The organism is Microcoleus sp. ARI1-B5 (assembly GCF_036705795.1).
Lineage (GTDB): Bacteria > Cyanobacteriota > Cyanobacteriia > Cyanobacteriales > Microcoleaceae > Microcoleus.
Genome location: NZ_JAUBVK010000011.1, coordinates 127459 through 151660 on the forward strand (window position 1 = coordinate 127459; position 24202 = coordinate 151660).

Genomic DNA, 24202 nt, shown 5'->3' on the forward strand with positions numbered 1-24202 from the left:
TTCGGGTGCAACTTGGAGTGCCTTTCGCATTGCTACTAGGCCAGAAGGTCAACACAGCCAACATGGGGGTGCGTTATGGTCTTGTCTAAGTCCGCCCTCACTGAATGGCAAGAAAGCGGCGTAGACTCCGCCATCTTCGCCCTCAACGTGCAAACTCTTAGTGGCGACGCCCCCTACGCCTACCTCCTCTACGAAATTAACGCCGCCTCCGGCAGAGTCCACCCCGACGCACAATGGCGGTGGGCCAGAAAACACTACAGCCACATCGAGCACGGTGGTTGGTGGTGTTCGGGCCTTGACCCCCTCAACAACTGGCAGCCCATGTATTGGGGCTGCTTCAAACCCTATCAGCCCCGCAACAGCTTCGACCCAAACGGTAAAACCAAGCCCGTAAAATACGAACACCCCCCCAAAACCCCCACCAGAGCCTTCTTCCTGCAAGTCCCAGACCGCATCTGGGCAAAAGTCGCAGAACGCCACGGCGTCCCCATCAACCCTGAAAACCCAGAGGACTTAGAGATGGGGAGCACAGGAACGGGGGAGACGGGAGACGAAAATCTCCCCTCTGCCCCTGTGCCCCTCCGCAACCCCACGAACCCGCCTCAATTCTGGGAATGGGTTTGGCTCAACAACATCCCCGTCACCATCGTCGAAGGCGTAAAAAAAGCCGCCTGCCTGCTCACAATGGGCTACGCGGCCATTGCCCTCCCCGGCGTCACAATGGGTGTCAGAACCAAGAACGCGCTAGGGGAGAAGTGCAACCCCTATCTCATCCCCGAACTCCAACACTTCGCCACCCCAGGGCGGGAAATCTACATCGGCTTCGATCGCGACAGCAAGCACTCTACCGTCCTCAACGTCAACCGCGAGATTGACAAACTCGGCCGCCTGTTCACCACCGCCAAATGCTCCGTCAGCGTCATCACTCTGCCAGGACCGGAGAAAGGCATCGACGATTTCGTGGTAGCCAGAGGCGAGGATGCGCTCATTGCCCTCAAAAACGCAGCACGAGGCTTCCAATTTTGGCAGGATAGGGAATCATGGCTTTTAACCTATCCCGCGTCTTTAACGCTAAATTCTCGCTATCTGGGAGAACTCCCCTATCCAGAGGCCGGCTTAGCCTGCATCAAATCCCCCAAAGGCACCGGCAAAACCCGCTCCCTCGCCCACCTGGTTTCCCACGCCCTCAACACGGGCGAACGCCGCGTGCTAGTCATCACCCACAGGATTCAGCTCGGCCGCGCCATCTGCGCCGGGTTGGGAATCAACTACATCGACGAAACCAAGAACTCGCCGGAAGGCAAATTATTCGGGTACGGCTTGTGTGTAGACAGCCTCCACCCCCACTCAATGGCCCGTTTCAACCCCGAAAACTGGTCTGGGGCGATCGTCCTCATTGATGAGTGCGAACAAGTCATCTGGCACGCCTTGAACTCCAGCACCTGCCGCGAAAACCGCGTCGCCATCTTGCAAACCCTGCAAGAACTCATTCGCACCGTCTTAACCACCGGTGGCTTAATCGTTGCCCAGGATGCTGACTTATCTGATTGCGCGATCGACTACTTGAAGGCGCTTGCTGGCATCCCCCTCGAACCTTGGATTGCCGTCAACGAGTGGAAACCTAAAAAAGAGCGGGACGCGATCTTCTACGCCACTCAAAGTCCCGCACCACTATTCGCTCAAATGGAGCAAATTCTCTCGGGAGAAATCACCGGTTGCGACCTTAAAAGCCACGCCCTCTGCTGCCCGATCGAGCGAGAAAGGTCCCACATTATGGTTGTTGAAGACTCCCAAAAAGTCAAAGGAAAATGGTCGTGTCGCAACCTAGAAACACAACTGCAAAAACGATTTCCCAACAAGCGCATTCTCAGGATTGATAGCGAGTCAGTAGCCGACCCCAACCACCCTGCTTGTGGCTGCGTTGAGAAACTTAATGCCACCATTCAAAACTACGACATCATCATCGTTAGCCCCACCATTGGCACAGGAGTTAGCATCGACATTCGCGGTTATTTTACAGCCGTATTCGGCATTTTCAAAGGAGCAATTGCCGTCAACGATGCCTTGCAAGGTCTCGCTCGCGTCAGGGATGAAAATGTTCCAATCTTTGTTTGGACAGCGCCCTTTGGCATTGGCAAAATTGGCAACGGCAGCGCTTCTTACCGAGCTCTCCTCGCTTCCCAGCAGAAGGTTATCAAAACCAATATTCGCTTGCTGCAAGGAGTTGACTTCGACATCGACGCGGCCCACGACCCGGTTCACCTGAGAACTTGGGCAAAAATGGCTGCTAGAATTAATGCCGGAATGTGGCATTACAGGGAGGCGATTAGGTACAGCCTAAAAGCTGAAGGGTTTCAGGTAAAACTGTGCCGAGAAAATCAGCTAGAACAACTCCTTTTAGAGGGATTAGCGCAGCAAATAGCAGCCAGCGCGGTCAAAAACTGGAAGCTCTTGCAGCAGCTTGCCCGGGAGGTTGATGCTCGGTTAAATGAATTAACTCTCCGAAATGTTGGAGCTGCTCTGGTTAAGAAAGAGGCTGAGTCAATTCAGCGAGAGAACCGCAGGATAGAAGCGGATGCTGTTGCTGATGCTCCTGATATTACTCTGTCTGAGTATCTGAAGTTGAAGGACAAGCGCTCCAAGACAAACGGCGAACTCAATCAAGAACGCAAGTACCAACTGCAAGAGACTTATGGTGTACCACTAACGCCTGAGCTGAAATTGAAGGACGACGACGGCTGGCTGCCTCAAATTCGCCTGCATTACTATTTGACCCATGACCCAGAGTTTGTCAGGAAACGAGATAAAAATCACTTGGCAGGCCATCAAGAAAGGGGTCAAGGGAAGGTTTGCCCGCAAGATTTGCGCTTCCTGAAAGCTTCTGTGGAAGCTCTCAAAAAGTTGGGGCTGATGGAATTCTTTGACTCAGACAGGGAGTATCGAGGGACTGACCCGGAGGTGATAGCCTTTGCTCAAAGGGTCAAGCAGTATTCTGCGGACGTGAAAGATTTTCTGGGTATCAACGTCCACCCTAATGCCCACCCAATGGAGGTGGTTCAGTATGTTTTGAAGGGGAAGCTGGGCTTTACCCTGCGACTGGTTCGCCAAGAAAGGTCGGAGGAACGAGATGCTTTGGGCAGGCCCAAGCGCATTCGAGTTTACCAGTTCCAGTTCCCCAACGACGGCAGGTCGGCGATTTTTGCAGCTTGGCAGCAGCGGGATGAGAAGGCCATCTCTTTGGCAGAAGCCGCGGCTCCCTGTTTGGAAGGGATTCCAGGCGGCACAGGGTCGGATAAAGATATGAAGATATCCGGGGGTGTGCCACCAAATGATGAAGCTGCGAACGCAGGGCGCTCCTTGAAAGTGGGCGCGCTAGTGCGGTTTGTTGGTGAGGTTCAAAAATATGTGGTTAAAGCTGTCTCAGGCGCTCGAGTGATGGTGCAATCGTTGCTTTCGGGTGCGATCGTCCACACTTGCGATCGCCGCTTGGAGCTGGCGGATTGAGGAGCAAGGTGAGAACGCTGCCAAAAAGTGCGATTCGTTTAGTCCCAGTGCGACCTGAAAAGGATCGTCTGTTCCGCAGAGCCTACTCTGCTAAGGACTTCACAGCCTTTACCCTCATGTAAAAGACTCATCTGAGTCCGGCCGCGTCTCAGTACAGTATTAGACGCTCGCGGCGCCGGCTCGCCGAAAAAATACTTTTCAAACGCGATCTCGACGGGAACTCGCGGATGGAACGATCGCGCTCGCCTATGTGTGCGGTTTCAGACTATATTGCCTCGAAAGACGGCTATACCCCTGTCGCAGGAGTTCTGTGGAGGGCGCAGTTGGCGCTCTTCAAAGCAAGTAATGCTGCGAGCGATCGCCAATAAACATATCTCAAGCCAATAAATAATAACTCCGACAGGTATCCGGTAAAAAATTGAAAGATTCCAATCCCTCACAAGTTAAATTAGAGATTTGTTTGATAGAGGATATCGTCTTTCCAAACGCTTCATCTCTGTTGGCATATCTGTCAGTTGTCGCGCGCTCAGCAATCGATGCTACCTAGCCTCCCATCATATCTTTGAAGTGCGTGAATATCAGACGATTGTGCTTGCATCCGCTTGCAATTAATGCAGGCTCTAATATTAGAGATTATCATTGATTGATTTAAAGAAATGTCGCTCTGCAATTTCTCTATCGAGAAATTGGTCTGAAAATTTATCAAAACAAATCAGGTGCAATAGATGCACAGTTAAAAACTCATGTCAATCCCAAAAGGAAAGCGAGATTTGATTTCAATTTTGCCACTAAAACATTTGAAGGATATGCCGCCTGCAATTGAATTGCCTGCCAACTTTGCCAAAATTCATCCCCCGCGCTTTAACTGTGGCGAAATGGTGCGCTGGACGGGTGTTAGCGAAGAAGCTGACAGAGGAATGGTTATCGGCAAATTTTACAACTATGAACAGCGTCAGCGTTGTTGGATGTGGTGTTACATCATTTGCCTTACTCCTGATTCCAAAAGTGCAACGTGGTGTCCGTTTGATACTGCCTGGGAGGAAGATTTGGAGAAGTTTGAAGATGATAAAAAAGCAGCAGAATCTGACCGATAGAGAACGCAATTTGATTGCAATTTACAGTCAATGCCAATTGCGAATGACACCGAGGCAGTTTTATGCAAAGTGGGGAGTGAGTTATGAGGAAATCGCTTTTATTTGTTCTCGTTCAGATTCTACAGTGCGGGGTTGGTTTAAAACGGGTAAAAATCGCAGATTTCCTACTACTGTCGATTTGCGTCATTTGGCTTTAATGGATTTTCTGCTGGAACACTTTGAGGAAATCCCAGAGGCATTGGTGGCTTTCCTGTGTCCGCATTGTGAAGATAATAGCCTGGATTAATAGTGGCGGGTATAACGGAAAGACTGTTCAGGGCAACGACTGTATACGTTGTCGCAATCATATACTGCTGACTTGTTCCAACAGTTTTGGTGGCTGCTATACATACACCAAGCTTTTTCAGCATCAAAAGATAATTTGAGCTTGTCTTAGCACAAACCTCGTCAAATATCAATGTCACCGTGACCTGTCTTTGACAAGATTATTCAATTACTGTCTTGGCAAGCAATGAAACAAGAGCACAATCTGTTACTTTTACTGCTGAGGTACTAAAATGACCTACTCTGAAAAATTGCACCCGTGGTGTATCATTAGCCTGCTTCCTAATTGTCAGCGTGTTATTGTGGCACGATTTCGTAAGAGAAACGATGCAGATGATCATCTACGGGTTTTGCAGCGATTAGTGAAAACGCGCACATTTGTGATTATTTTTGACATGCAACCAAAGCCTACTGTGCCTAAAGAATAACGGCGAATGCAGCGAAGGTTTGAAATCGAATTAATCGAGATACCTGCGTTAGTTGAATAAACCGACTTTCCAGCGATTTCTCCCAGCGACAGAACCTACTGATAGCTGGGAGAATTTTTTATATATTTTACTGATTCTCTACTAACTACAACTTTTTATCATAGTATTGATTGACGCTCTAGAGCGATCGCATTTGTACGGATAGTTACAATTGCATAAGTAAATATGCTCTGATTGATAGCTGTGCAATCGTAGATGTGGCTAATAGTAATATAGCTTGCGAGCGCAATAGATATTCCTTCTCTATCAATACTTCGGAATTTTGAAGAGTTTTTTTGGGAGATGGCTCTGGCGCAAGGTTCGTAGGTGGCTAATGTTGCGCTGAGTTTTTGGATTTCTTGCCATAGCTCTACTATCAAGGCTTCTTTTGCCTCGTTCAATAGTTGCTTTAAGCCGGGTAGTTTTTCCATTCCTTTATCTAATGTCTATCTCGTCTTCTTGTCAAGGGGGTTGAGCAATTACAATCAAAGAATCAATAGAGACAAGTGCGACCGCATCTTGTCGGACAGATAATTAATGGGAATTAATTAAGAAATTTCTTGGGAAACACGCTTACCGTTAAAACTTTACAAAAAATAGATCGTTAAAAGCAAGGCCGCGATCGCGGCAATTTTTGAGAATAAGCTGCACTTGCTTGTACTGCGAATCCAGCCATGACCCAAATAGAACCAAATTCCGAACCAACTGGAGAGGATATTCCACTTTCAGCTACTCAAAAAGTGGGTGAAACCATCAACAAAACTGAGAACACTTCACAGAGTCCTGACTTACTTGATGAAGGAGAATCAGAACCTTATGAATTCAATTTTTGTACAATCAAAATCCACATTGTTATGCGACCAGACGATGGGCATCCAGAAGGGCGAATCGTAGAAATTACAGCAACGAGCCATGACGACTTACCACTATTAGTACAAGTTAGAGAAAACTCGATGGGAGCTTGGCCAAACCATTTACAAGAATTGCTCCAGCGGTTAGCCTCTAACCTACCTAACCGAAAAGTGAGCGCTCAAATTCGTTCTTCTGTTGGTCAACCCCGGAAAAAAGCCAAACCAAATCTTCAAAATCCTGCTAACCACCCCGTCAACAAAGGTGAAGCTGGAGTACAAATCCCCCTGTTTTAAAGAGGTAACAATGAGTCTAATAGAATATGAAGGCAGGCAAATCGAACTGCCCAACGAAATTACTGCAAATGATGAAAAATTGCTAGAAGTCCTACTTCCTTACTTCCCTGAATTAAGCGAAGCTACAATTGAACGAAAAACAGGTCAACCCATTAAAATCATCAAACAAGCCAAGACAAAGGGTGTAGAAGAAGATTGGAAAAAAGAACTATGCGTACTGCTCACTCCCCATTCCCCACTCCCCTCACTTGTCGCAGCACCGGAAGAACCGAATCAAGCTGTCCAACTCACTTGGGCTCTGCAATGCGACTCTATCAGCGGTTGTGTTACTCCGCTAACCTTGGCAAGTCGGGCTCAAGAACTCTCTGACGCGATCGCTCTGGGTGAGCAAGAACTACAGCGATTTAGAGACACTCTCAAAAAACTCCAACTTGCGCCAGCTATTGCTTGTCTCCAAATTCCTCTTAATTTTTAATGCCTGCAACTATTTTGTCTGTGTCGCAAGCCATTGCCGCTTTGCGACACTCCTACCCAGTAACTAAGCCACTTGAAGCGATTGAATTTCTCAGACAAACGCTCAATAGCGCTCAACTTCTCAATCTTTACCAGCACTTTTTTTCAACTGAATTTGCTACCAGTACCAGTTCTATTTACTCGGATACTCCTGATAATCATAGCCCCCGCGAATTAGAATTCTTCCGTCTTCTTGACGAAACAGAACTTATCCCGATCAGCCCCTGGCAATTAGAAATAGCACAAGAAGAACGCCTCGACCAACTCCTGATTGAGTCTTGGGGGTTGGATTGGTTGAGCTATGAAGATATTGATTCCTTAGCTCCTGAATGGCAAATCCTGCTGTCTCTAAGTTCTGAAGGACTAAATTGGCTAACTGAAAATGAGATGAAAGATTGGTATGAACAAGAATTTGAAGTTTCATTTTCTCAGATTCTACCACCAGATAGGATCAATCATCAGCAATTCCAACAGTTTTGCTCTCTGGCTGAATTTCCCGTAAAAGGGATGCCAATTGTACTGAGTTTCCTCAATTACTCAACGGGTAATATTTGGCTTGACGGCTGCGCTCAACACGAGTATCAATTTGGAGAATGGACAGTCGAAAACTTGATATTTTTATCAGAACAATGGCAAAGTGCTAAAGAATTAATAACCCAGGCTCAACAGGTCATTGACTGGCTTGCTACTGACCGCCATCGACATTTTCAGCAAATTCTTGAACTCTGGAACAAAAGCACCTTGTCAATTTGAATTACCCTGAATCCGAATAATTACGAGTGAACCAGCAACCGCTAGTGCGGTTGTAGTTGTTGGAAATTGAGGCCTTAATTATGACTGAAACTCTAACAACAGCCGAAAGAATTGCACGTCTTAATGACCAATTACGTCAAGGAGATACCAAAATTGGTGAAATTCGGATTACTCAAGCTGTAAAAGCTCTTCTTCCCGAACAGCAACAAAAGTTACTGCAATTACTAAGAGATTTTAACACCTTTGAAGCTGGCAACAACCCCTACGGAGAACGAGATTTTCTTAGCATTCAACTTGACAGTAAAAGCTATTTTTTCAAAATTGATTATTTTGACAGGAAAGCATGGCTGGAAAATCAGGAAGTTAGTTCACAATGTCCAGAAGACCCCGACAAAACTTGGAGAGTTGCTACCCTAATGCAGTCGAACGAATATTAATTTTCAAGCATGAGCTAACCTTACCTATCGGGTTAGCTCCATAACCTCTATCGATTTCAAGTTATTATGCAACATTTGTCAGGAGAAGTCTTTCGTGAAATTCTGCAAACAGCTCCCCGACAGCTAGCAGAAATTGATGCTGAATTACTGTTCATCAAAGAACAATATCTGTTCCATTATCGAGAAGGAACAAAGGAACACTACAAACTACTCTCCTCTGTCAGTTTGAGAACTGCATTTTCTCACGAGCCGATTGATACGGATTGGATGCCCCCAGGAGTCATAAGGTGGGGAACTAACTCTCAAGGAAATTGGGTAGTAAAATTCATATCTCCTGCCCAATATAACCTCCAATTTGATGAGAGTAAACCCATTACTATTCCACTAACTGCCTTGGTATTTGTAGGACAAAACACTCAATATTGGGTATTTGCAACTGATTTTGCTACTTTCAACCCAGAGTCGAAAGCTTACCACACTCCTTTACCAAACATCCATCCAAACGGTTTAATTTGCTGGGGTAAAAATACTCCACCTGTTGCTTCAACTCAAACCATTGATATTGCTTGGCAGAGCTTCATAACCACTCCTTTCAATGCTGACTTATCCAGCCAAAAAAGCCGAAAGTTTCCCCAAGATGTCAGAGAACATCTGAAAAGTTTAGCCTTGAGAAAAAGGCGTACCTATCCTGTTAAAGATTTAGTTGAAGTGAGGTACAGTCCTTCAATTGACTCTTTAGTGCAACACCTCCTATTGATTGCTAACCCTACCTAAATCAAAACTTCTATGTAGGGACTGCACTCAATATTTATTGTTCAACACAAAGTTTAAGTTAATGCTAAAACTTTTTAACCACATTCATGCCTCTATTCCCTTGCCTCCCATTGCTACTGGGGTATTCTGCGAATACGTTACAGCCTCTAACGGCGTGTTTGTGCGTTCAGTTCGCCCCGGACTAGAGGCCATGATTCCTGTTGCAAATTCAACGCCCAATACTATCAAAGGGTTGCCACCTATAGAACCATACTTGCACCTTGAGACTCGTTTAGTACCATCAGAACTGCTACTTTCTATATTGACAAAAGCTGTATTCACCAAAGATAGCAGTGGCAATCTCACAGAGATTTTATTTCACCTATCCCTTGACAGTAGTAATCAATGGCAACTGACAATTCCAGTCCAATTGACTACACGAACGAGCTGCCAGCCTTTTGACAATTCATCCTACTCAACTGCTTTAATTGAGTGCCACTCTCACGCAGAATTGCCTGCTTTCTTTAGCAGCACAGATGATGCTGACGAGCGGGGTTTTCGCCTCTATGCAGTCTTGGGTAAAGTTAATACCTTGACTCCTGAGATTTTAGTGAGAATCGGAATTTTCGGACACTATAGCTTAATTAAAGCTAATTCTGTATTTGAAGAGCCACATTTTATCACTGATGCTTACCAAAACTCCCTTAAACCTCGACTTTGAGTACGCAAATTCCACACCTCTCCTTCTCAAAGATTACTCTCACCTTCACTTATGGCTCGTTGGCTGTGGCGGCACTGGCTCTTATGTAGCTGAAAGTTTAGCACGATTAGCTTACGTTTTCAAACAAGTTGGGAAAAATGTCAATATTACCTTTGTAGAGCCCGATATTGTGGAAGGGAAAAATTTGGGGAGGCAGAGATTTTGTCAATCTGAACTTGGACTGAATAAAGCCACTACTCTTGCCTTGCGTTACAATCTTACCTGGGGGCTAGAAATTAGTGCAATTCCTGACTATTTTGACCCCAAATTGGTAAAATCATACTGGAATGATTTGGTAATTATCATTGGCTGCGTTGACAATAGTGCTGCTCGCCGTTCCTTGGGCAAAACGCTAGAGAATAACCGCCACGCTGAGATTCCGAGAATCTGGTATCTTGATGCTGGCAATAACTTTGATAGCGGTCAAATTCTACTGGGCAGCCATAATAGCCTTGAAGAGCTAACTCCGCACCTGGATAAGTTCAAGAAAACAGGCATTATGGGAGCGCTTCCCTCTCCTGTTTTACAATGCCCCAATTTGATAGAATTGCGACCTGAAGAATTGGGAAATACCCATTTATCTTGTGCTGAGTTGGCTAATCTTAACGCTCAGAGTCTCACAATTAATCAAACAATTGCCTCAGTCGTTACTGACTATCTATTCCGCCTCAGTTTGACAAAGGACTTGCGTAAGTTTGCCACTTTCCTTAACCTTAAATCTGGTTCTATGCGCTCAGAATTTATCAGTTGTTCATCTCTCATAAAGTTTAGCTAGTCAGACGGGAATCCCTCGCGCGATATCGCTTCGATTGGTGTGGGATGAGAGGCGCGTGAACCGAGGATTCCGCATTTTCATGTCCTCGCCTGCCTGGGTGGCGAGCAATGAAGATGTGGATGACGAGGTGAACAAATCTTTTCTTTATTTGTCAACATTGCTATTCGATATAAATATCCAATTACTACTTGACTTTATCTAGTATTTTCTGGTATTTTTATGATCAGCCAATGCGTCGAGGTCGTAGCGCAGTGAAAGTAACTTATCAGTACAAGTTCTATCCTGAAACTAATCAAAAGTTAACCCTCAATCATTGGTTGAGGATCTGTCGCTATTGGTACAACAGGCAGTTAGGCGATCGATTTGATTGGTGGGAAAATAACCGCACTGGTATAAATGCTTGTCCATTGGTTGCTAGCATCTCTGCGCCTCGCCCCAAGCCCAATTACTACTCTCAAAAACAACAATTGCCCGTCATCAAGAAAGACCTGGTAAAAGTCTTTCACAGTGGCGAGCTATTGGACTTTAAACAGGTAGATTCAACTATCCTGCAAGATGTATCTAAGCGAGTAGATAAAGCATTTGAACGGTTTATCGTAGGTGATAGCAAGGGTGGAAAATCGGGTAGACCCCGTTTCAAGACGGAGGCAGATTACCGGACGATGACTTTTTCTACGGCTAACAACGATTGGATTAAGTTGGTTCGCAAGAATTGGATTTACATTCGATTACCGAAGTTGGGTCTCATAAAAGTTCGGATGCACCGCCCAATCCCCGATGGATTTACCGTTAAGCAAATTAGTGTTACCAGAAAAGCTGACGGTTGGTTTATCCAGATAATGCTTGAAGATTCTTCAGTACCTCAATTTATTCCTAATAAAGTTACCCCAAGCTGGGACAATTCAATTGGGCTAGATGCAGTGCTACACGAGGATGTCTACCTGGCAACGTCATCAGGCGAAAAGTTACCTTCCTTGAAACCGCTTCGTAAAAACCAAGCTAAATTAGACCGCATTTCAAAAAAGCGGAATAAGCGGAAGCGGGGCTCTAAAGCTCGACGAAAATTAGCCAAAAGAGAAGCGAAACAGCACCAAAAAATAGCTCGTTCTCGTCAAGATTTCCACTATAAGACGGCTCACAAGCTTGTGAGGTCAGGCGCTAAGTTCTATTTTCACGAAGACTTAAATCTCAAGGGCTTAACAAAACGGAATAAAGTTAAGCAAGATGATGAGGGGACTTACCTACCGAACGGTCAATCAGCCAAATCAGGACTAAATAAGTCTTGGTTGGATGCTGCATTTGGTCAATTTTTTAAGACGCTGGAATACATAGCCGAAAAAGCTGGGTCAGCCGTCGTTCCGCAAAAGCCTGCTTATACTTCAATGGTTCTGTGCTATCGGAATGAAATTGTTTTTACCGATTGCGGTATACGAAACTATTGGGATGAGCAACATTCTTTAATGGTAGATCGCGATATCAATGCGGCGATCAATTTGAAGAAATTGGGGTTGGACATTTTCCCCACAATAAAACGCCGTAGCGGGAATCTTTCTGTAGTAGGAACTATGGATGACAGTACCGCAAAGGAAATTTTGCACACCCTTCATCGGGCTGCAAAGATGCCCACGTCATAACTGTACCCAGTTTGACGTGGGAGTATGTCACTTGTACTTGATACAAATCCTGGTTAGCTACACCTAACGGGATAACAACCCCGTCAAAAGCTTGATAAAATCAAGGACATAGCCCTCATACCCATCTGAAAAATCTGAGAGAGTAAAGGGGAGGGTAAAGGTTGAACAATACACCTTTATTTGAGAACCACTCCATTTGTTTGTTGTTGAAGTAGCCAGCAAGGAAATACCATGAGCTGAGCCGGCTTGTGTCAGTATCCAAATTCGCTTGGCTTCGTTACGCTCTTGATACCCCAATGAAACTAGAGCTTTGTTGACTAAATCTGGCTTGATTTTGCACTCTAAGTTATCTGTGAGTATTGCTGCTAGTTCCGTTACTGTCATCCCAACTTCTGTCAAAGGGGAAGCTGCACCAATCAGTTGTTTTGCCGTCTCTGCTACCCCTTTGAGTTCTGGGTACATAGAGGCCAGCGAGTTGAATTTAAACTGGGCGATCGCGGACGCACTCAGTCCGGTATCTTGTAGCCAAGCTACCAAGTGGTCTATCGTCTCTATGGCGGCAGCAATTTTTTCAGAAGTGGGCATCTTTGCTCGCTTAGTTTTCCATATCGTGATCTTGACAGCATGGCGATATATCTAGCGGGACTTAAACAAATTTAAAGCCTAAATAAAGCCTAAATTTGCTTTATATGCACCAAAGATGCTAGCGAAAACTAGAAAGTTTTAGGCTTCTGTTCGAGAAGATACCCCCTAACGGGAGAAGTTGAAAAAAAATTAACTTCTCAAAGGTTATGGACTCTAACACCGCTTTAATCGGTCTCTCAAATATTTGCTCTAAATCTGACAACACTCCCCCCAGTGAAGTTAAAGAAGTGGTAGCGGTAATTTTCCCTTTTCTCACTCCGCATCCTTCCGATCAACTTCCCTTTAAAGTAGGCGATATCATCAAAACTGGTAAGCATTACGGTACTGTCACTTCTCTAAATCAAACCGATCGACCTGTAAGAATTACCTGGGATGCTAGTAACAGCGAAGACAGCTTTTCTTGGAATTATACACTTGATGAAATTCGTGTCCTCAAAATCTCCCTTGTGCCTCAGTTTATTCCTCAAAAAACTACTGGAGAACTTCCAGCTTGCACAACCATCGTACTTGCTAATTCGCAACAGGTACAATTCAGTAACACAACTATTTTCCAAGTAGAATCGCTGACTGAACACCACATTTTCATCTCGACTCTCGACCAATCTTATCTCTTTCCCATTAACTTGTTTCCAGGCTTCCCGACAAGTTGTACCATAGATATTCCTGCACCTCAGCAGTTAAAAGTCGCTCGCAGTTTGTCTGTTGCTGACCTCAAAATCCGAGCTAAGACGTATTTAGCTCTCGAAATCCCCGACAACTTCTTAGAATTCGCTATGCCAATTCAAAAACAGCAATTCAAAGAAAAACTGGCTCGACAATTGAGCGAAGAAAATTACGAACTTCTAGAATTTAACATAGCTTGGGAAGAAACCTGGAAGCAGCACCTAGAAAACCTAGCCAAGAAACAAGGATTATACGGATTTAAAGAGGGAGATTACATTTTAAAATGCCTAGAAGGAGTTCAACAAAGGGGGACAGTCCAACGCTTGAACGTTGAAAATCTACGTCCATTCCAAATCGAGTGGAACAGCGGAGAAATCCAAAATTACAGTTTGACCGAACTCAAAGGTTTGGGTATAGCTCGTATCGAATCTATTGTTAAATTATCCCCCAATGTGGCTTATCAGATTAGCGAAGACGGCTCCTACTTTAGAGCTTGGATTGGGTTCCGTACTAAAGCGTTAGCTAAGGCTTGGCTAATACCTGTCAAAAAGCTAGTCGGCTACCTTAGCAACTTAATTGATTGCCAAGTTCCAGATATTCAACATACAGGCTCTAAATACGAATACGCTGTAGAATGTCCCCGGCATAAAACTTTAAGTAAGCGCTTAGAAACTCTCCGAAAAGTTGCTGAATTTGATTTAGAAAAGATGCCAAGATGATGGAATAAATGGGAAATCAAATATAATTGGCTAGTTTATGACAGTGTAAATGCGATAAACAACTCTGTTACTAATCCAAAATATAAATTGCCTAATGGCAGAAAATGTTGATTTTTTCTAGTCGTAAATATCAACTCAAAGAACAATCTTTGAGTTTGAGTGCTATTCAATTCACCCTTGACCCTACAATTCCAGGATCGCATGAACAAAACAGTAATGATTTCCGGTAGTCGTTCCATTAATGAATTGCCTTTAGGAGCAATCGCATCTCTCAATCGCATCATTGAACTAGGATTTGAAGTTATAGTCGGTGATGCTTCTGGTATTGATAGCTTAGTTCAGCAGTATTTGCAGTCTAAGAATTACCAGAAAGTCTTGGTTTACTATGCCTTATTTAGCGGCAATGGCAAACCTAGGAATACTTTTGGTTATCCCACCATTGGCATTCCCGGAAACTATAGCGCTCGCGACATCCAAATGTGTTCGCATTGTGATTACGGACTAGCCATCTGGGACGGACAAAGCAAAGGAACAGCAGCTAATATCAAGCGAGTTAAGAAGACCAAAGTTGTTATTCTTTAAAAATCAACAACCACTGTTCATATTATTAATCAACAAATAAATCAGCGATCGCCCTCTAGTGTACCAGAGCGCTATCGCCTTTTTTTTGTTGATTTAACCTGCTTCGTGAAACAGTCTTGCACTCAAGCTAACGCTTATTAGGGAGGCGATAGAGTTATTATCTAGCACTAATAATGATTCAAACCTTACTAGAACGACCGCAGGAATTTAAACAAATTCCCTTCACTCTCAAACCACAACAGCAGCAAACAATCGACAAATTGAGAACATTTGCAAGCAGCACTGAGTCATTCTTTTTGCTCTGCGGTTATGCAGGCACAGGAAAAAGCACACTTATTTTTCTTCTAATCAAAGAACTCTTGGCTCAAAGCAAGCGCATTGTCCTCACTGCACCTACTAACAAAGCCGTCGGTATTCTCAGAAAAATGGCTGCCTCTCAAGGTATTTTCGGAGTAGACTTTCTGACAATACACCAACTTTTAGGCTTAGGCATAGTTCGCAAAGAACAAGAGAAAGTCTTAGAACAGACAAGCTGTTGTTACCTCCACCTCTACGATATCATTTTTCTTGACGAATGTTCGATGGTTGGAACTCAATTATGGTCTTGGATTGAGCGTAGATTTGAACGTACCCTGTTCAACCACCGCAAATTAATTCTCATGGGCGACCCAGCTCAGCTTAACCCCGTCGGAGAAAAACGCTCGCCTGTCTTCAGCATTACCAATAAAACTATGCTAACCGAAGTTGTCAGGCAAGCTGGAGAAAGTCCCGTCCTCGACTTCATCACCGAATGCCGTTCTTGTGTCAAGAATAAAACCGATATGTTCTTGCCACATTCTACCTACACTCAAGGGAACAAATCTAACGGTGCATTCAAAGTTAAGCCAGAAACACTCCTGCAATACGCCCTCAAAACCATCAAGCGCGAATTCACTTCCAACCCTGACTGCTTTCGGATTCTGTGCTGGACAAACAAGCAAGTCAACTATTACAATCAGACCCTCCGAGAACAAGTTTACGGTCAAACAGCCCCCAGATTCATACCGGGAGAAAGGCTGATTACTAAGAAACCAGTCATGGCCCCTGATGGTAAGACCGTTATTTTGCCCACTTCAACTGAATTTACCATTAAAGAAGTTGAAACGAGCCAACACTACGGCTATCGAGTATGGCTTTTAAAGATTGTGACCGATGACGGTTTATTTCGGCAAATCTTTGTGCTGCATGAATCCGAAAATAAACGCTACCAGGCTGAACTTAAGGAAAAACTCAAGAGTGCCAAGCGCAGCGGATTTTTATGGCGCAAGTATTATTGGTTTAAGGACGACATATTTGCCGAAATTGACAATTGCTTTGCCCTGACTATTCACAATTCTCAAGGCAGCACTTTTGATGAAGTGGGTTTGGACATTAATGACATTTTGACTCGGCTATTGGTGGGAAAAGAAATGAGCAGCAAACAGAAACTTAAAGAATACCACCGCCTCTTGTATGTCGGAACGAGTCGCTGCCGCCAACGGATACTATTTGTTCCTCCAATTTCATCCAGAGTTCAACTTGCATTAGGATACTTAACTAAATCTGGTTCAAGTAACTTTTGATGATAGGCAGTAGAAAGTAGGGAGAAAATAGCAATAAATCGGTTTGTGAAAAAGGCGACATCTCACTTAGAATAATATATCAGTAGGGCGAAGCATGACCTCCGTAAATATAAGACGTTCACCAATAACTTATATGCCGGAATGCTTCGCTCTCTTTTTTTCGACAAGATGCACTCCCAAAAACTGCTACTTAGATTACGATTTTATTAATCAACAAGCTCAAATTTATCATCCTAAAATAAAGGTTGATTATTACCTTTAATTGTTAAAAAATAATTACAATAATCCACCTGCTCTCAACCATATTGGTTCCACTCTTTCCACACTTCGACTCTCTTTTTTCAGCCACCGCTCGCGAGTGCTGCTACCGCAGCGGCAAATCGAACTTCTGACACACAACTAATTATGGCAAAATCTAGACTTACAGAAACACCCCCTCAGCAAAAAGTAGTACAGAGAGCAACCAAGAAAAAACGCTCTCCTGAAACAGCGACTAATTCCGCTAAGGCTGAAAAATCTGTTACAAAAATCACAAAAGGTTCTTCAACTTCTGAAGCGGAAACAGCACTTTCAGAACAAGTAGAACCCTCTGAAAAATCCACAGAATATACACCAGTTTCAGCCACAGATGCTTCTGATTTAGGAGCTAAATCAAACGATGAGACATTGCCGGAGCCTTCTCCTTCCCCTTCCCCTTCAATCGTTGAATTTGCCTGTGATGCCAGAGAATTAAATGATTACATCCAAACTCTCAAAAGCAGCATTTATAGCAATAACAACCATGTCATTTTATCCAATATTCTCATAGAAGCAGATGCCGCAACTAGACAATTGCATTTAACTGCTTATAACCTGGAATTTGGGATACAAGCGAGTTTTGAAGCTAATGTCAATCAATCTGGAAAGCTCACTCTCCCTGCAACCATACTCGCAGACATTCTCGGAAAATTTCCGAAAAGTCGCGTTACCTTAAAGAGTTCTTGGGAAATTATCAAAGGAAGTGACGTTCCATCAGTCAGTGCCACTCTGACTGCATCAAGGAGCAAGCACGTCATTCGTGGGCTAACTGCGGACGAATTCCCTGCTATCAAGAGCCTTGAACAAAAACTTGTGACCATTCCTGCTAGCGTGTTAATTGCTGTCCTCAAAGCCAGCTTATTTGCTGTAAGTTCTGAAGAAACCAAACGTATCTTAACTGGAGCTAACTTTCAACTAAGCCACGACGCAGAAAGGGGACTTTCTCAATTGAGAGTTTGGACAACAGACGGACATCGGATAGCAATGGTTGTAGGATTCAGTGAAAGCAGTGATTCCGATATTTTGAACACTCGAAACGTGCAATTTACAGTACCCACTAAGGTACTCCGGGTATTAGAGCGGACTTTGAATCCCACTGACAGAGTAGCTATTTACTATGAGACTGAGCCTGACAATAGCAATAACTTTGTTGCTTTTGAGTGGAACAATTGGCGGCTGACAGCGCAGTTATTAGAAGGAAAATACCCGAATTGCGACCAGATTATTGCTCCTTATCGGCATGAACTTAGCCATCAAATTGTGGTAGAGAAGCTCAGCTTTTTAAAAGCCTTAGAGCGGTTAGCTTCTCACAGCGATAAGTCCCATGTTACAGCAATTTTTGAATTCGATTTAGATAGTCAACAAGTGCGAATTTCACTAAATAATACTCTCAGTTCTGGTACTGAGATAGTTGATGCCAAACTCTGGGGCTGTGAGTTTCGTCTCAAGTGCGACATCCGCTATTTGATTGATACAGCTAAAGCGATTTCCAGCTCTGATTTGCGGGTGTTAATGGCAACTCCTACCGCTCCCCTACTGATTGCACCGTTTGGAACGCCAGCGTCAGGTACAGAGGCTTTAGAGTGCGAATATATTGTCGCTCCGCAAGAATAGTCGTGCATATGGGGAGGGGCATCTAAATTTGATGCTCTCCCTTACCGCAATCGTATAGCCAAAATTACGCAGAGTGTTCGTATATGGTGTAATAGGAGGCAAACCCCCCGATAAACAGCCCCGTCTTTGGTGTTGCGTAAATTATGTATAGATCCTACAGATTATGAAGCGCTGTATCATCAGTTTGACCGACCTCATGCAGTTCCTGTGCCGATCGCCCGTCCAGCCTTAAAATGGTTTACCGAAGTGTCCCAATTCAGATTTAATCATCCCGCCCTCCTGCACAAGAGCCGATGCTGCTTCCCCCAAAATCCTGTGTGCGGCCGTCGTCGGATGAATGCCGTCCCAAAACAAAAATCGCTCGGGACTACCACAAACACCTCCACCCGATAAACACGCACTCGTCACATTAGTCAAGCCATATTTAGCCGGAGAAGCGATCGCTTCCCGATAAAGCGCATTAGCATTCAGAGTCGCAATCTTTAAGCCAGAATGCTGTTGACTCAATACCTTAACCGCTCGCCTCAAACCCTGATTGTGTGCTTGTGTTAACGCAGTGAGCCTTGCAGAATTAGCGCCTGTTCGCGTCGCCGGTAACTGCCCCAAATCTGGTAAATTTGCCAACAGGATATTTTTGGCACCCACACCAGCAAGAGACGCGATTGCCCCCGCCACATTTTCAACGGGAATATTCGCATTATTTGCCCCCTGCAAATAGTCATTCGCACCCGCCCACAGTACATACAGCGCATGAGGATTTGCAGGTTTTTGGGAGTTAGTCCATGATTGAACTTGAGCTAACAAACCAGGGACAAGGCTATTGCGATCGCTTCCGGTTGTTGCACCTCCTGATGCAAAATTAGTGACTCGTTCAGGCGGCAACTTCAGGCGCTCGGCAAGATACTCTACCCAAACCTTACCATTCGAGTAACGCCCTTGAAAGTAAGTCGAACGAGGCGGATATTGACCCCCGGTCGCTCGAAACACCGTTCCCATATCCGAAAGACTGTCCCCAAATACATAAAGTTCATTGACAGCCTCAGAACTTTGAGCTGATAGGATGAGTGCAACCATAAAAGATAAAAGCGCAATAATTACTGCAAAAAAGGTTTTTTTCAACACTGGTAAAATCTTTCAATAACTATTTGATCTTAATTTTAACTGAACATTTTTTTTCGCCATTAATATACGTAATAGCGAACAGATTTAAGAGTAAAAATTAGTCCAATTATATTGCCTACAAAAATTTGTGTTTTTCATACAAACTAGCTGATTTTTTGACTAAAAAATACTATTTACAAGCAAGCCTCTTTTCGCAATTTTAGAGCGATAATTTTTCCTATTATAATTACATTACTAATTGAACATCCAATTTTTGTGATTCAACCTCGCAATTACGAGTAGCGAATTAACAAGTACGAATTATTCAGTAGGGGAAGACCCTACTAATTGTAATTACGAATTGCGAATTAACAATTACGAATTATTTTGACACTTTTCTAATGCTATCTAGCTCATAGCCCTGTGAAGGTGACAAAACCGTACATATTTTGGGTAATTACCCAATAAAAATCGCCCATAGATGAGCCAGCCTCCGATCGATCAAACTGCTGCTGGGTAATGCCTCCCCTATCGGGGAATAGTTACCAGAAGTATTCTAACCACTCAAAATGTACCAACCACTGCACCTCAAATACCGCCCCAAAAGCCTGCAAGAATTAGTAGGTCAAGACACCATCAAAACAACGTTGACCAATGCCATCACCTCCGACAAAATTGCTCAAGCTTACCTATTTACTGGCCCCAGAGGAACAGGCAAAACCTCAACCGCTCGCATTCTTGCTAAATCCCTCAATTGTTTGAATAGCAAAAAGCCAACCGCCACTCCTTGCGGGGAATGTTCAAGCTGCAAAACCATTGACTCGTGTTCCAGCTTAGACGTAACTGAAATCGATGCTGCCTCTCACAATGGCGTGGATGATGCCAGAGAATTAATACAACACAGCAACTTTGCGCCAGCGATGAGCCGTTACCGCATTTGGATTTTAGACGAGTGTCACCAACTCAGTACCAGCGCTCAAAATGCTCTCCTCAAATGCCTTGAAGAACCTCCGGCTCATGTGGTATTTATTCTCTGTACAACTGAAGCACATAAAGTCCTGCCGACAATTATCTCCCGCTGCCAAACTTTTAACTTCCGAGCCTTGTCAGTTGATGCTATTGTCAGACAATTGCACAAAATTAGCTCCGCTGAATCTATTGCGATCGCAAGTGAGGCCATGCGGGCGATCGCTCGCACCTGTGACGGGGGGTTAAGGGATGCCCTGCAATTACTTTCTCAGCTTTCACTGCTAAACTCAGAGATTACCCTAACTCAAGTTGCAGAAGTATCTGGCAGCATCAGCGAGCAAGACTTGATCGCCCTTCTCAAAGCCATTCATTCTGGCGATACCTTAAGCGTACTGCAATCTTCGAGAACGCTCATTGACAGCGGCAAAACCCCCAAACTTATTCTCAGCAGCTTGCTAGCAGCAATGAGAGATTTGCTCATTGTCAAATCAACGCGCCACTGCCAGAATTTAATTGCAGGGCCAGTAGGCTACTCACAACTGCGCTCGCTCGCTCTTCATCTCGATTTTGAAACAATTGATGCGGCTTGTACACAATTGCAAAAATCCGAAGTTCAATTGAGAACTAGCACCAATGCTGCTACCTGGTTAGAAGTCTGCCTGCTGAACTTGATGCTGTCAAGCAAACCCGCTGCCCCCGAAACGCGGTTGCCGGCAACTTCCCCATCTAATCAGCCTGACAAATTTGATAAAACCCCTCAAAAACTAGAGGCTGATTCTCCTGACTTTGAGACAACTTGGGCGCAAATAGTAGCAGCAGCGAAACCCGGTAATCGTAGCCTCTTAAACCGCGCTCAAATTGCCGAACTTTCTGCTGATTCATGTGTGTTAGCAGTAGAAAGAAAATACGCGAACAAGTTTCAGAGTCACCTTGAATCCGTGCAGCGGATCGTTACTAAAGCTTTAGGCCGCTCTGTTACTGTAACTGTCAAACAACAGGAGGAGTTAGCAGCATGATTAGCATCCTAATTGGGAATGACACCTACGCAATTGAACGAGAAGTTGAAAAGTTTAAGACTCAAACTCATCCTCTCTGGCGAGATTTCAACATCCACCGCAGAAATGCCTCTTCCCTGGATGCAGCCCTTTCTGCTGCTGCTTCAGTTCCTTTCGGCGGAGGAAACAAACTTATTGTTGTTGAAAATTGCGATTTCAAGCAATTTGGAGAAACCGGGCTAGAATTGCTGCAAATCTTGCCCCAATTACCCGCCACAACGCACTTAATCTTCACTGCTGCTGTCATCGACAAGCGACTCAAGGTAGTCAAGCATTTGTTGCAGTTTGGTAACCTTAAGGAGTTTACTCTCATTCCTCCTTGGCGTACCGATTTGATTGAAAGTGCGATCGCTACTACTGCTAAACAGATGAATCTCTCAATTGCCAGAGATGCTGTCAGTTATCTAGCGGTAGCCATTGGCAACGATTCTGCTAGAAGAGTTAGTGAACTGGAGAAATTAGCCATTTATGCAGCAGGATCTCGCATTACCAAAGAAGCAGCTTTTGCCCTCGTTCCAGCTACCACAGCCAGCAGTTTCCAACTTGCCGAAGCTCTTTTAAAAGGTCAAGCAGTCGCGGCAATTAAGGTGCTTGATGAATTGCTCTCTAGGGCAGAGTTTCCTCTGGCAATTATCGCGACTCTTCAAACTCAGTTTAAAACTTGGTTGTGGGTAAAAGCTACTCTCAATTCCGACCAACAACGTTCTGATAGCGAAATTGCTAGTATGTGCGGAATTAGTAACCCCAAACGGCTGTATTTCCTTAAGCAGGAGGTTAAGGAAGTATCTGCGAACTCCTTAAGTCGATCGCTCTCCATTTTGTTTGATTTAGAAATTGCTCTCAAAACAGGAGATAAGCCTGACTCGATGTTGCCTGCTTTGCTCAGCATCACTCAACTCACTCACCTTAAATAACAGGAAAGCGCTGCCGAGTTAATTCGGCAGCCTTTCATTAACGGTCTTGTTAAAAAAGCTGTTGTTTCATTACTTATCACGGTTAGTTTTTAACATTTTTGGCGTAAGATAATGTACAATAAGTCCAGATTAGTTGCCAAAATTTACTGGAACTAAAGTCTAAGAGAGTCGGTTGCATCGAGCAGACTAAATAAAGTTTTGCTCGCTTTCCGCTTACTATATTTTTTCTGTAATGTAATTTCGTCAATGCGAGTTACAACCGACCCAGCAGGTGGAGTTGTATTGTTTGCTCGGATGAGGCGTGCAAGTCGTAGCTGTATGATGTGACGTTGCCAAATACATCTGTCATCGATTTGACCTGTTCCAAGGCATCATAAACTACTGATAGACTGTTACCTTGGGAGGTTCGGATAGCGACGATTAGGCCCTCCGAATCCTCGTCGTATTCCATCGTTTAGGTGTGAGTTTGACCGTTGAGTCTAAATGTAGTTGTGGCGACTTCTATTTGACCGTATTGAGTCGGAACGTTCGGTGTCGAATTAGACCGGAAAGTTAACTCAAAACCCTGCATCGCACCAGTCGCTTCTGTTACAACTTATTAATTATCACTCATAGCGATGGCTTTTTGCCTGCATATTCAGGTATGCTGAGAAAATCAATAGCTATAAAAACCGACAATAAAATTGTGTTAAAATGTAAAGGTGTGAGGGCATGATTCCCGAATTTGATGAGAACGGCAACTTGCCACCAGGAGTGTATTGGGCCGAATGGGAAGAATTCAAAGAGCGCTTTGGAATAACACCACTTCGTACTCGCATGATAGATGGTTTGCAAATAGCAATGGAGCAGCTAAAGGCAGCAGGATGCAGAACAATTTACATCAATGGTAGTTTTGTTACTGGCAAACTAGCTCCTCAAGACTTTGATGCTTGTTGGGATAGAGAAGAAGTTGATATGAATTATCTGAAAACTCATGCTCCTCGACTGAGAAATTATGCAGATAGAGCCGCACAGAAAGCTTTTTATCGCGGTGAAATCTTTCCGTCCGACCAGCCAGTCGGTAGTTACGATCTAACTTCCTATGAATTATTTCAACGGGACAGAGAGCTGCATCCTAAAGGAATTATTGCTATAGATTTAGTAAGGTGGTCGCCATGATTAGAAATAAAAAGCAATATGAGTATACCCAAGAGTTAGCGAAAAGATGTGAATCTACGCTAGCCCAGTATGACGCCCAAGATGAAGAGGTGAAAAAGAACGATCCTTGGTGGTTAGTGATGCGTGAATCTATCCAAAGTCATCTGGATACTTTTAGGGCAGAAATAGCTGAGTATGAAAGATTGGTGGAGTGCGATCGCACTCTTGACCTCAAAATTGAAGTAGATTCGATTTTAGAGCTGCCAAGAGTCTTAATTAAAGCTCGAATTGCTGCAAAAATGACTCAAAAAGAACTTGCGGATAGACTGGGGCTGGAAGAAAATCGAATTAAGCAATACGAAGACTCAGATTATCAATGTGCGAGTTGGGTGGAAATTATCGATATTACTGAAGCTTTAGCGGTTGAGCTGAAAACAGCTAGTTTTGTGGTGGATTTTCAGGAGATGGAAGGGAGGAAAAGTTCTCTGGCTGAGTTTGTAGAACGACAGCGAAAGCAGTTAGAATTTAAAGCTCAGAGACTCGAAAAATAGTCATTATTTATTGTCCAATACGGTTCATTTAAGACAGTTCGTTCAGTAAAACGATGTGAAAAACAGACGGGATTGCTTTCCTACCCTTCACCGAATGCCTTCGGCGAAGGGTAGGAAAGCTAACGCGAAGACGCTCACAATGACAAAAACAGTTAACCCAAGCGTATTGAGTTATTGTCTAGATATTGCAGCAGT

Annotated in this window: 24 protein-coding genes; 20 read left to right on the plus strand and 4 right to left on the minus strand. The window is 44.2% G+C overall.

Annotated elements, in window-relative coordinates; all coding sequences use genetic code 11:
* Positions 1–75 precede the first annotated feature (75 nt).
* From QUB63_RS18000 to QUB63_RS18015, 4 genes are all read left to right on the plus strand, one after another.
* Positions 76–3504, plus strand: a complete 3429-nt coding sequence (locus QUB63_RS18000; protein WP_332946634.1) for a plasmid replication protein, CyRepA1 family — start codon at positions 76–78, stop codon at positions 3502–3504.
* A 227-nt stretch (positions 3505–3731) separates the two neighbouring features.
* Complete coding sequence (locus QUB63_RS18005) at positions 3732–3872, plus strand: hypothetical protein (protein ID WP_332946635.1); 141 nt, start codon at positions 3732–3734, stop codon at positions 3870–3872.
* Positions 3873–4247: 375 nt separating this feature from the next.
* Positions 4248–4598 carry a hypothetical protein gene (locus QUB63_RS18010; RefSeq protein ID WP_332946636.1) on the plus strand — a complete coding sequence of 117 codons (351 nt, stop codon included), beginning with the start codon at positions 4248–4250 and terminating at the stop codon, positions 4596–4598.
* Positions 4567–4884 carry a helix-turn-helix domain-containing protein gene (locus QUB63_RS18015; protein ID WP_332946637.1) on the plus strand — a complete coding sequence of 106 codons (318 nt, stop codon included), beginning with the start codon at positions 4567–4569 and terminating at the stop codon, positions 4882–4884. Before QUB63_RS18010 ends, QUB63_RS18015 begins: the two co-directional genes overlap by 32 nt.
* 624 nt (positions 4885–5508) lie before the next feature.
* Here QUB63_RS18015 and QUB63_RS18020 read toward each other — a convergent pair.
* Complete coding sequence (locus QUB63_RS18020) at positions 5509–5820, minus strand: hypothetical protein (protein ID WP_332946638.1); 312 nt, start codon at positions 5818–5820, stop codon at positions 5509–5511.
* 243 nt (positions 5821–6063) lie between these two features.
* On the opposite strand from QUB63_RS18020, the gene QUB63_RS18025 reads away from it, so the two are divergent.
* The 8 genes from QUB63_RS18025 to QUB63_RS18060 all read left to right on the plus strand — a co-directional run bounded on the left by QUB63_RS18025 (position 6064) and on the right by QUB63_RS18060 (position 12159).
* Positions 6064–6534: a hypothetical protein gene (locus tag QUB63_RS18025; RefSeq protein ID WP_332946639.1), complete on the plus strand. Its 471-nt coding sequence runs from the start codon at positions 6064–6066 to the stop codon at positions 6532–6534.
* A gap of 10 nt (positions 6535–6544) precedes the next feature.
* The gene (locus QUB63_RS18030) at positions 6545–7009 is read left to right on the plus strand and encodes a hypothetical protein (protein WP_332946640.1); all 465 of its coding nucleotides are present in this window, start codon (positions 6545–6547) and stop codon (positions 7007–7009) included.
* Entirely contained in the window at positions 7009–7800 is a 792-nt protein-coding gene (locus tag QUB63_RS18035; protein ID WP_332946641.1) for a hypothetical protein, read from the plus strand. The genes QUB63_RS18030 and QUB63_RS18035 overlap by 1 nt, the downstream gene beginning before the upstream one ends.
* Positions 7801–7880: 80 nt before the next feature.
* Entirely contained in the window at positions 7881–8237 is a 357-nt protein-coding gene (locus QUB63_RS18040) for a DUF3768 domain-containing protein (protein WP_332946642.1), read from the plus strand.
* A 66-nt stretch (positions 8238–8303) separates the two neighbouring features.
* The gene (locus QUB63_RS18045; protein WP_216670293.1) at positions 8304–9011 is read left to right on the plus strand and encodes a prokaryotic E2 ligase family D protein; all 708 of its coding nucleotides are present in this window, start codon (positions 8304–8306) and stop codon (positions 9009–9011) included.
* A gap of 61 nt (positions 9012–9072) precedes the next feature.
* Positions 9073–9711 (plus strand): hypothetical protein, encoded by a 639-nt coding sequence (locus tag QUB63_RS18050; RefSeq protein ID WP_172186655.1) that lies wholly within the window; start codon positions 9073–9075, stop codon positions 9709–9711.
* The gene (locus QUB63_RS18055; protein ID WP_332946643.1) at positions 9677–10525 is read left to right on the plus strand and encodes a ThiF family adenylyltransferase; all 849 of its coding nucleotides are present in this window, start codon (positions 9677–9679) and stop codon (positions 10523–10525) included. The genes QUB63_RS18050 and QUB63_RS18055 overlap by 35 nt, the downstream gene beginning before the upstream one ends.
* A 188-nt stretch (positions 10526–10713) precedes the next feature.
* Positions 10714–12159, plus strand: coding sequence for an RNA-guided endonuclease InsQ/TnpB family protein (locus tag QUB63_RS18060; protein WP_332946644.1), 1446 nt, complete (start codon positions 10714–10716; stop codon positions 12157–12159).
* Between the two features lie 63 nt (positions 12160–12222).
* Here QUB63_RS18060 and QUB63_RS18065 read toward each other — a convergent pair whose 3' ends face one another.
* The gene (locus QUB63_RS18065; RefSeq protein WP_332946645.1) at positions 12223–12744 is read right to left on the minus strand and encodes a hypothetical protein; all 522 of its coding nucleotides are present in this window, start codon (positions 12742–12744) and stop codon (positions 12223–12225) included.
* Between the two features lie 206 nt (positions 12745–12950).
* Here QUB63_RS18065 and QUB63_RS18070 point away from each other — a divergent pair, with 206 nt between their 5' ends.
* From QUB63_RS18070 to dnaN, 4 genes are all read left to right on the plus strand, one after another.
* Positions 12951–14186 (plus strand): hypothetical protein, encoded by a 1236-nt coding sequence (locus tag QUB63_RS18070; RefSeq protein ID WP_332946646.1) that lies wholly within the window; start codon positions 12951–12953, stop codon positions 14184–14186.
* 201 nt (positions 14187–14387) lie between these two features.
* On the plus strand, positions 14388–14768 hold the full coding sequence (locus tag QUB63_RS18075) for a hypothetical protein (RefSeq protein WP_332946647.1): 381 nt from the start codon (positions 14388–14390) through the stop codon (positions 14766–14768).
* A gap of 173 nt (positions 14769–14941) precedes the next feature.
* A complete protein-coding gene (locus tag QUB63_RS18080) occupies positions 14942–16369 on the plus strand; it encodes an ATP-dependent DNA helicase (protein WP_332946648.1) in 1428 nt (475 codons plus the stop codon).
* Positions 16370–16774: 405 nt separating this feature from the next.
* Positions 16775–18280 carry a DNA polymerase III subunit beta gene (gene dnaN, locus QUB63_RS18085; protein ID WP_332946649.1) on the plus strand — a complete coding sequence of 502 codons (1506 nt, stop codon included), beginning with the start codon at positions 16775–16777 and terminating at the stop codon, positions 18278–18280.
* A 228-nt stretch (positions 18281–18508) separates the two neighbouring features.
* Here the strand turns inward: dnaN and QUB63_RS18090 are convergent, their stop codons facing one another.
* Positions 18509–19354 carry an SGNH/GDSL hydrolase family protein gene (locus QUB63_RS18090; RefSeq protein WP_332946650.1) on the minus strand — a complete coding sequence of 282 codons (846 nt, stop codon included), beginning with the start codon at positions 19352–19354 and terminating at the stop codon, positions 18509–18511.
* Positions 19355–19950: 596 nt separating this feature from the next.
* On the opposite strand from QUB63_RS18090, the gene dnaX reads away from it, so the two are divergent.
* Both dnaX and holA read left to right on the plus strand, forming a co-directional pair.
* Positions 19951–21366 (plus strand): DNA polymerase III subunit gamma/tau, encoded by a 1416-nt coding sequence (gene dnaX, locus QUB63_RS18095; protein ID WP_332946651.1) that lies wholly within the window; start codon positions 19951–19953, stop codon positions 21364–21366.
* Entirely contained in the window at positions 21363–22319 is a 957-nt protein-coding gene (gene holA / locus QUB63_RS18100; RefSeq protein WP_332946652.1) for a DNA polymerase III subunit delta, read from the plus strand. Before dnaX ends, holA begins: the two co-directional genes overlap by 4 nt.
* Positions 22320–22572: 253 nt before the next feature.
* On the opposite strand, the gene QUB63_RS18105 is transcribed toward holA, so the two are convergent.
* Positions 22573–22770 carry an RHS repeat domain-containing protein gene (locus QUB63_RS18105; RefSeq protein WP_332946653.1) on the minus strand — a complete coding sequence of 66 codons (198 nt, stop codon included), beginning with the start codon at positions 22768–22770 and terminating at the stop codon, positions 22573–22575.
* A gap of 260 nt (positions 22771–23030) precedes the next feature.
* On the opposite strand from QUB63_RS18105, the gene QUB63_RS18110 reads away from it, so the two are divergent.
* Both QUB63_RS18110 and QUB63_RS18115 read left to right on the plus strand, forming a co-directional pair.
* Entirely contained in the window at positions 23031–23477 is a 447-nt protein-coding gene (locus tag QUB63_RS18110; RefSeq protein ID WP_332946654.1) for a DUF6932 family protein, read from the plus strand.
* The gene (locus tag QUB63_RS18115; protein ID WP_332946655.1) at positions 23474–24007 is read left to right on the plus strand and encodes a helix-turn-helix transcriptional regulator; all 534 of its coding nucleotides are present in this window, start codon (positions 23474–23476) and stop codon (positions 24005–24007) included. The genes QUB63_RS18110 and QUB63_RS18115 overlap by 4 nt, the downstream gene beginning before the upstream one ends.
* The last annotated feature ends 195 nt before the right edge of the window (positions 24008–24202 follow it).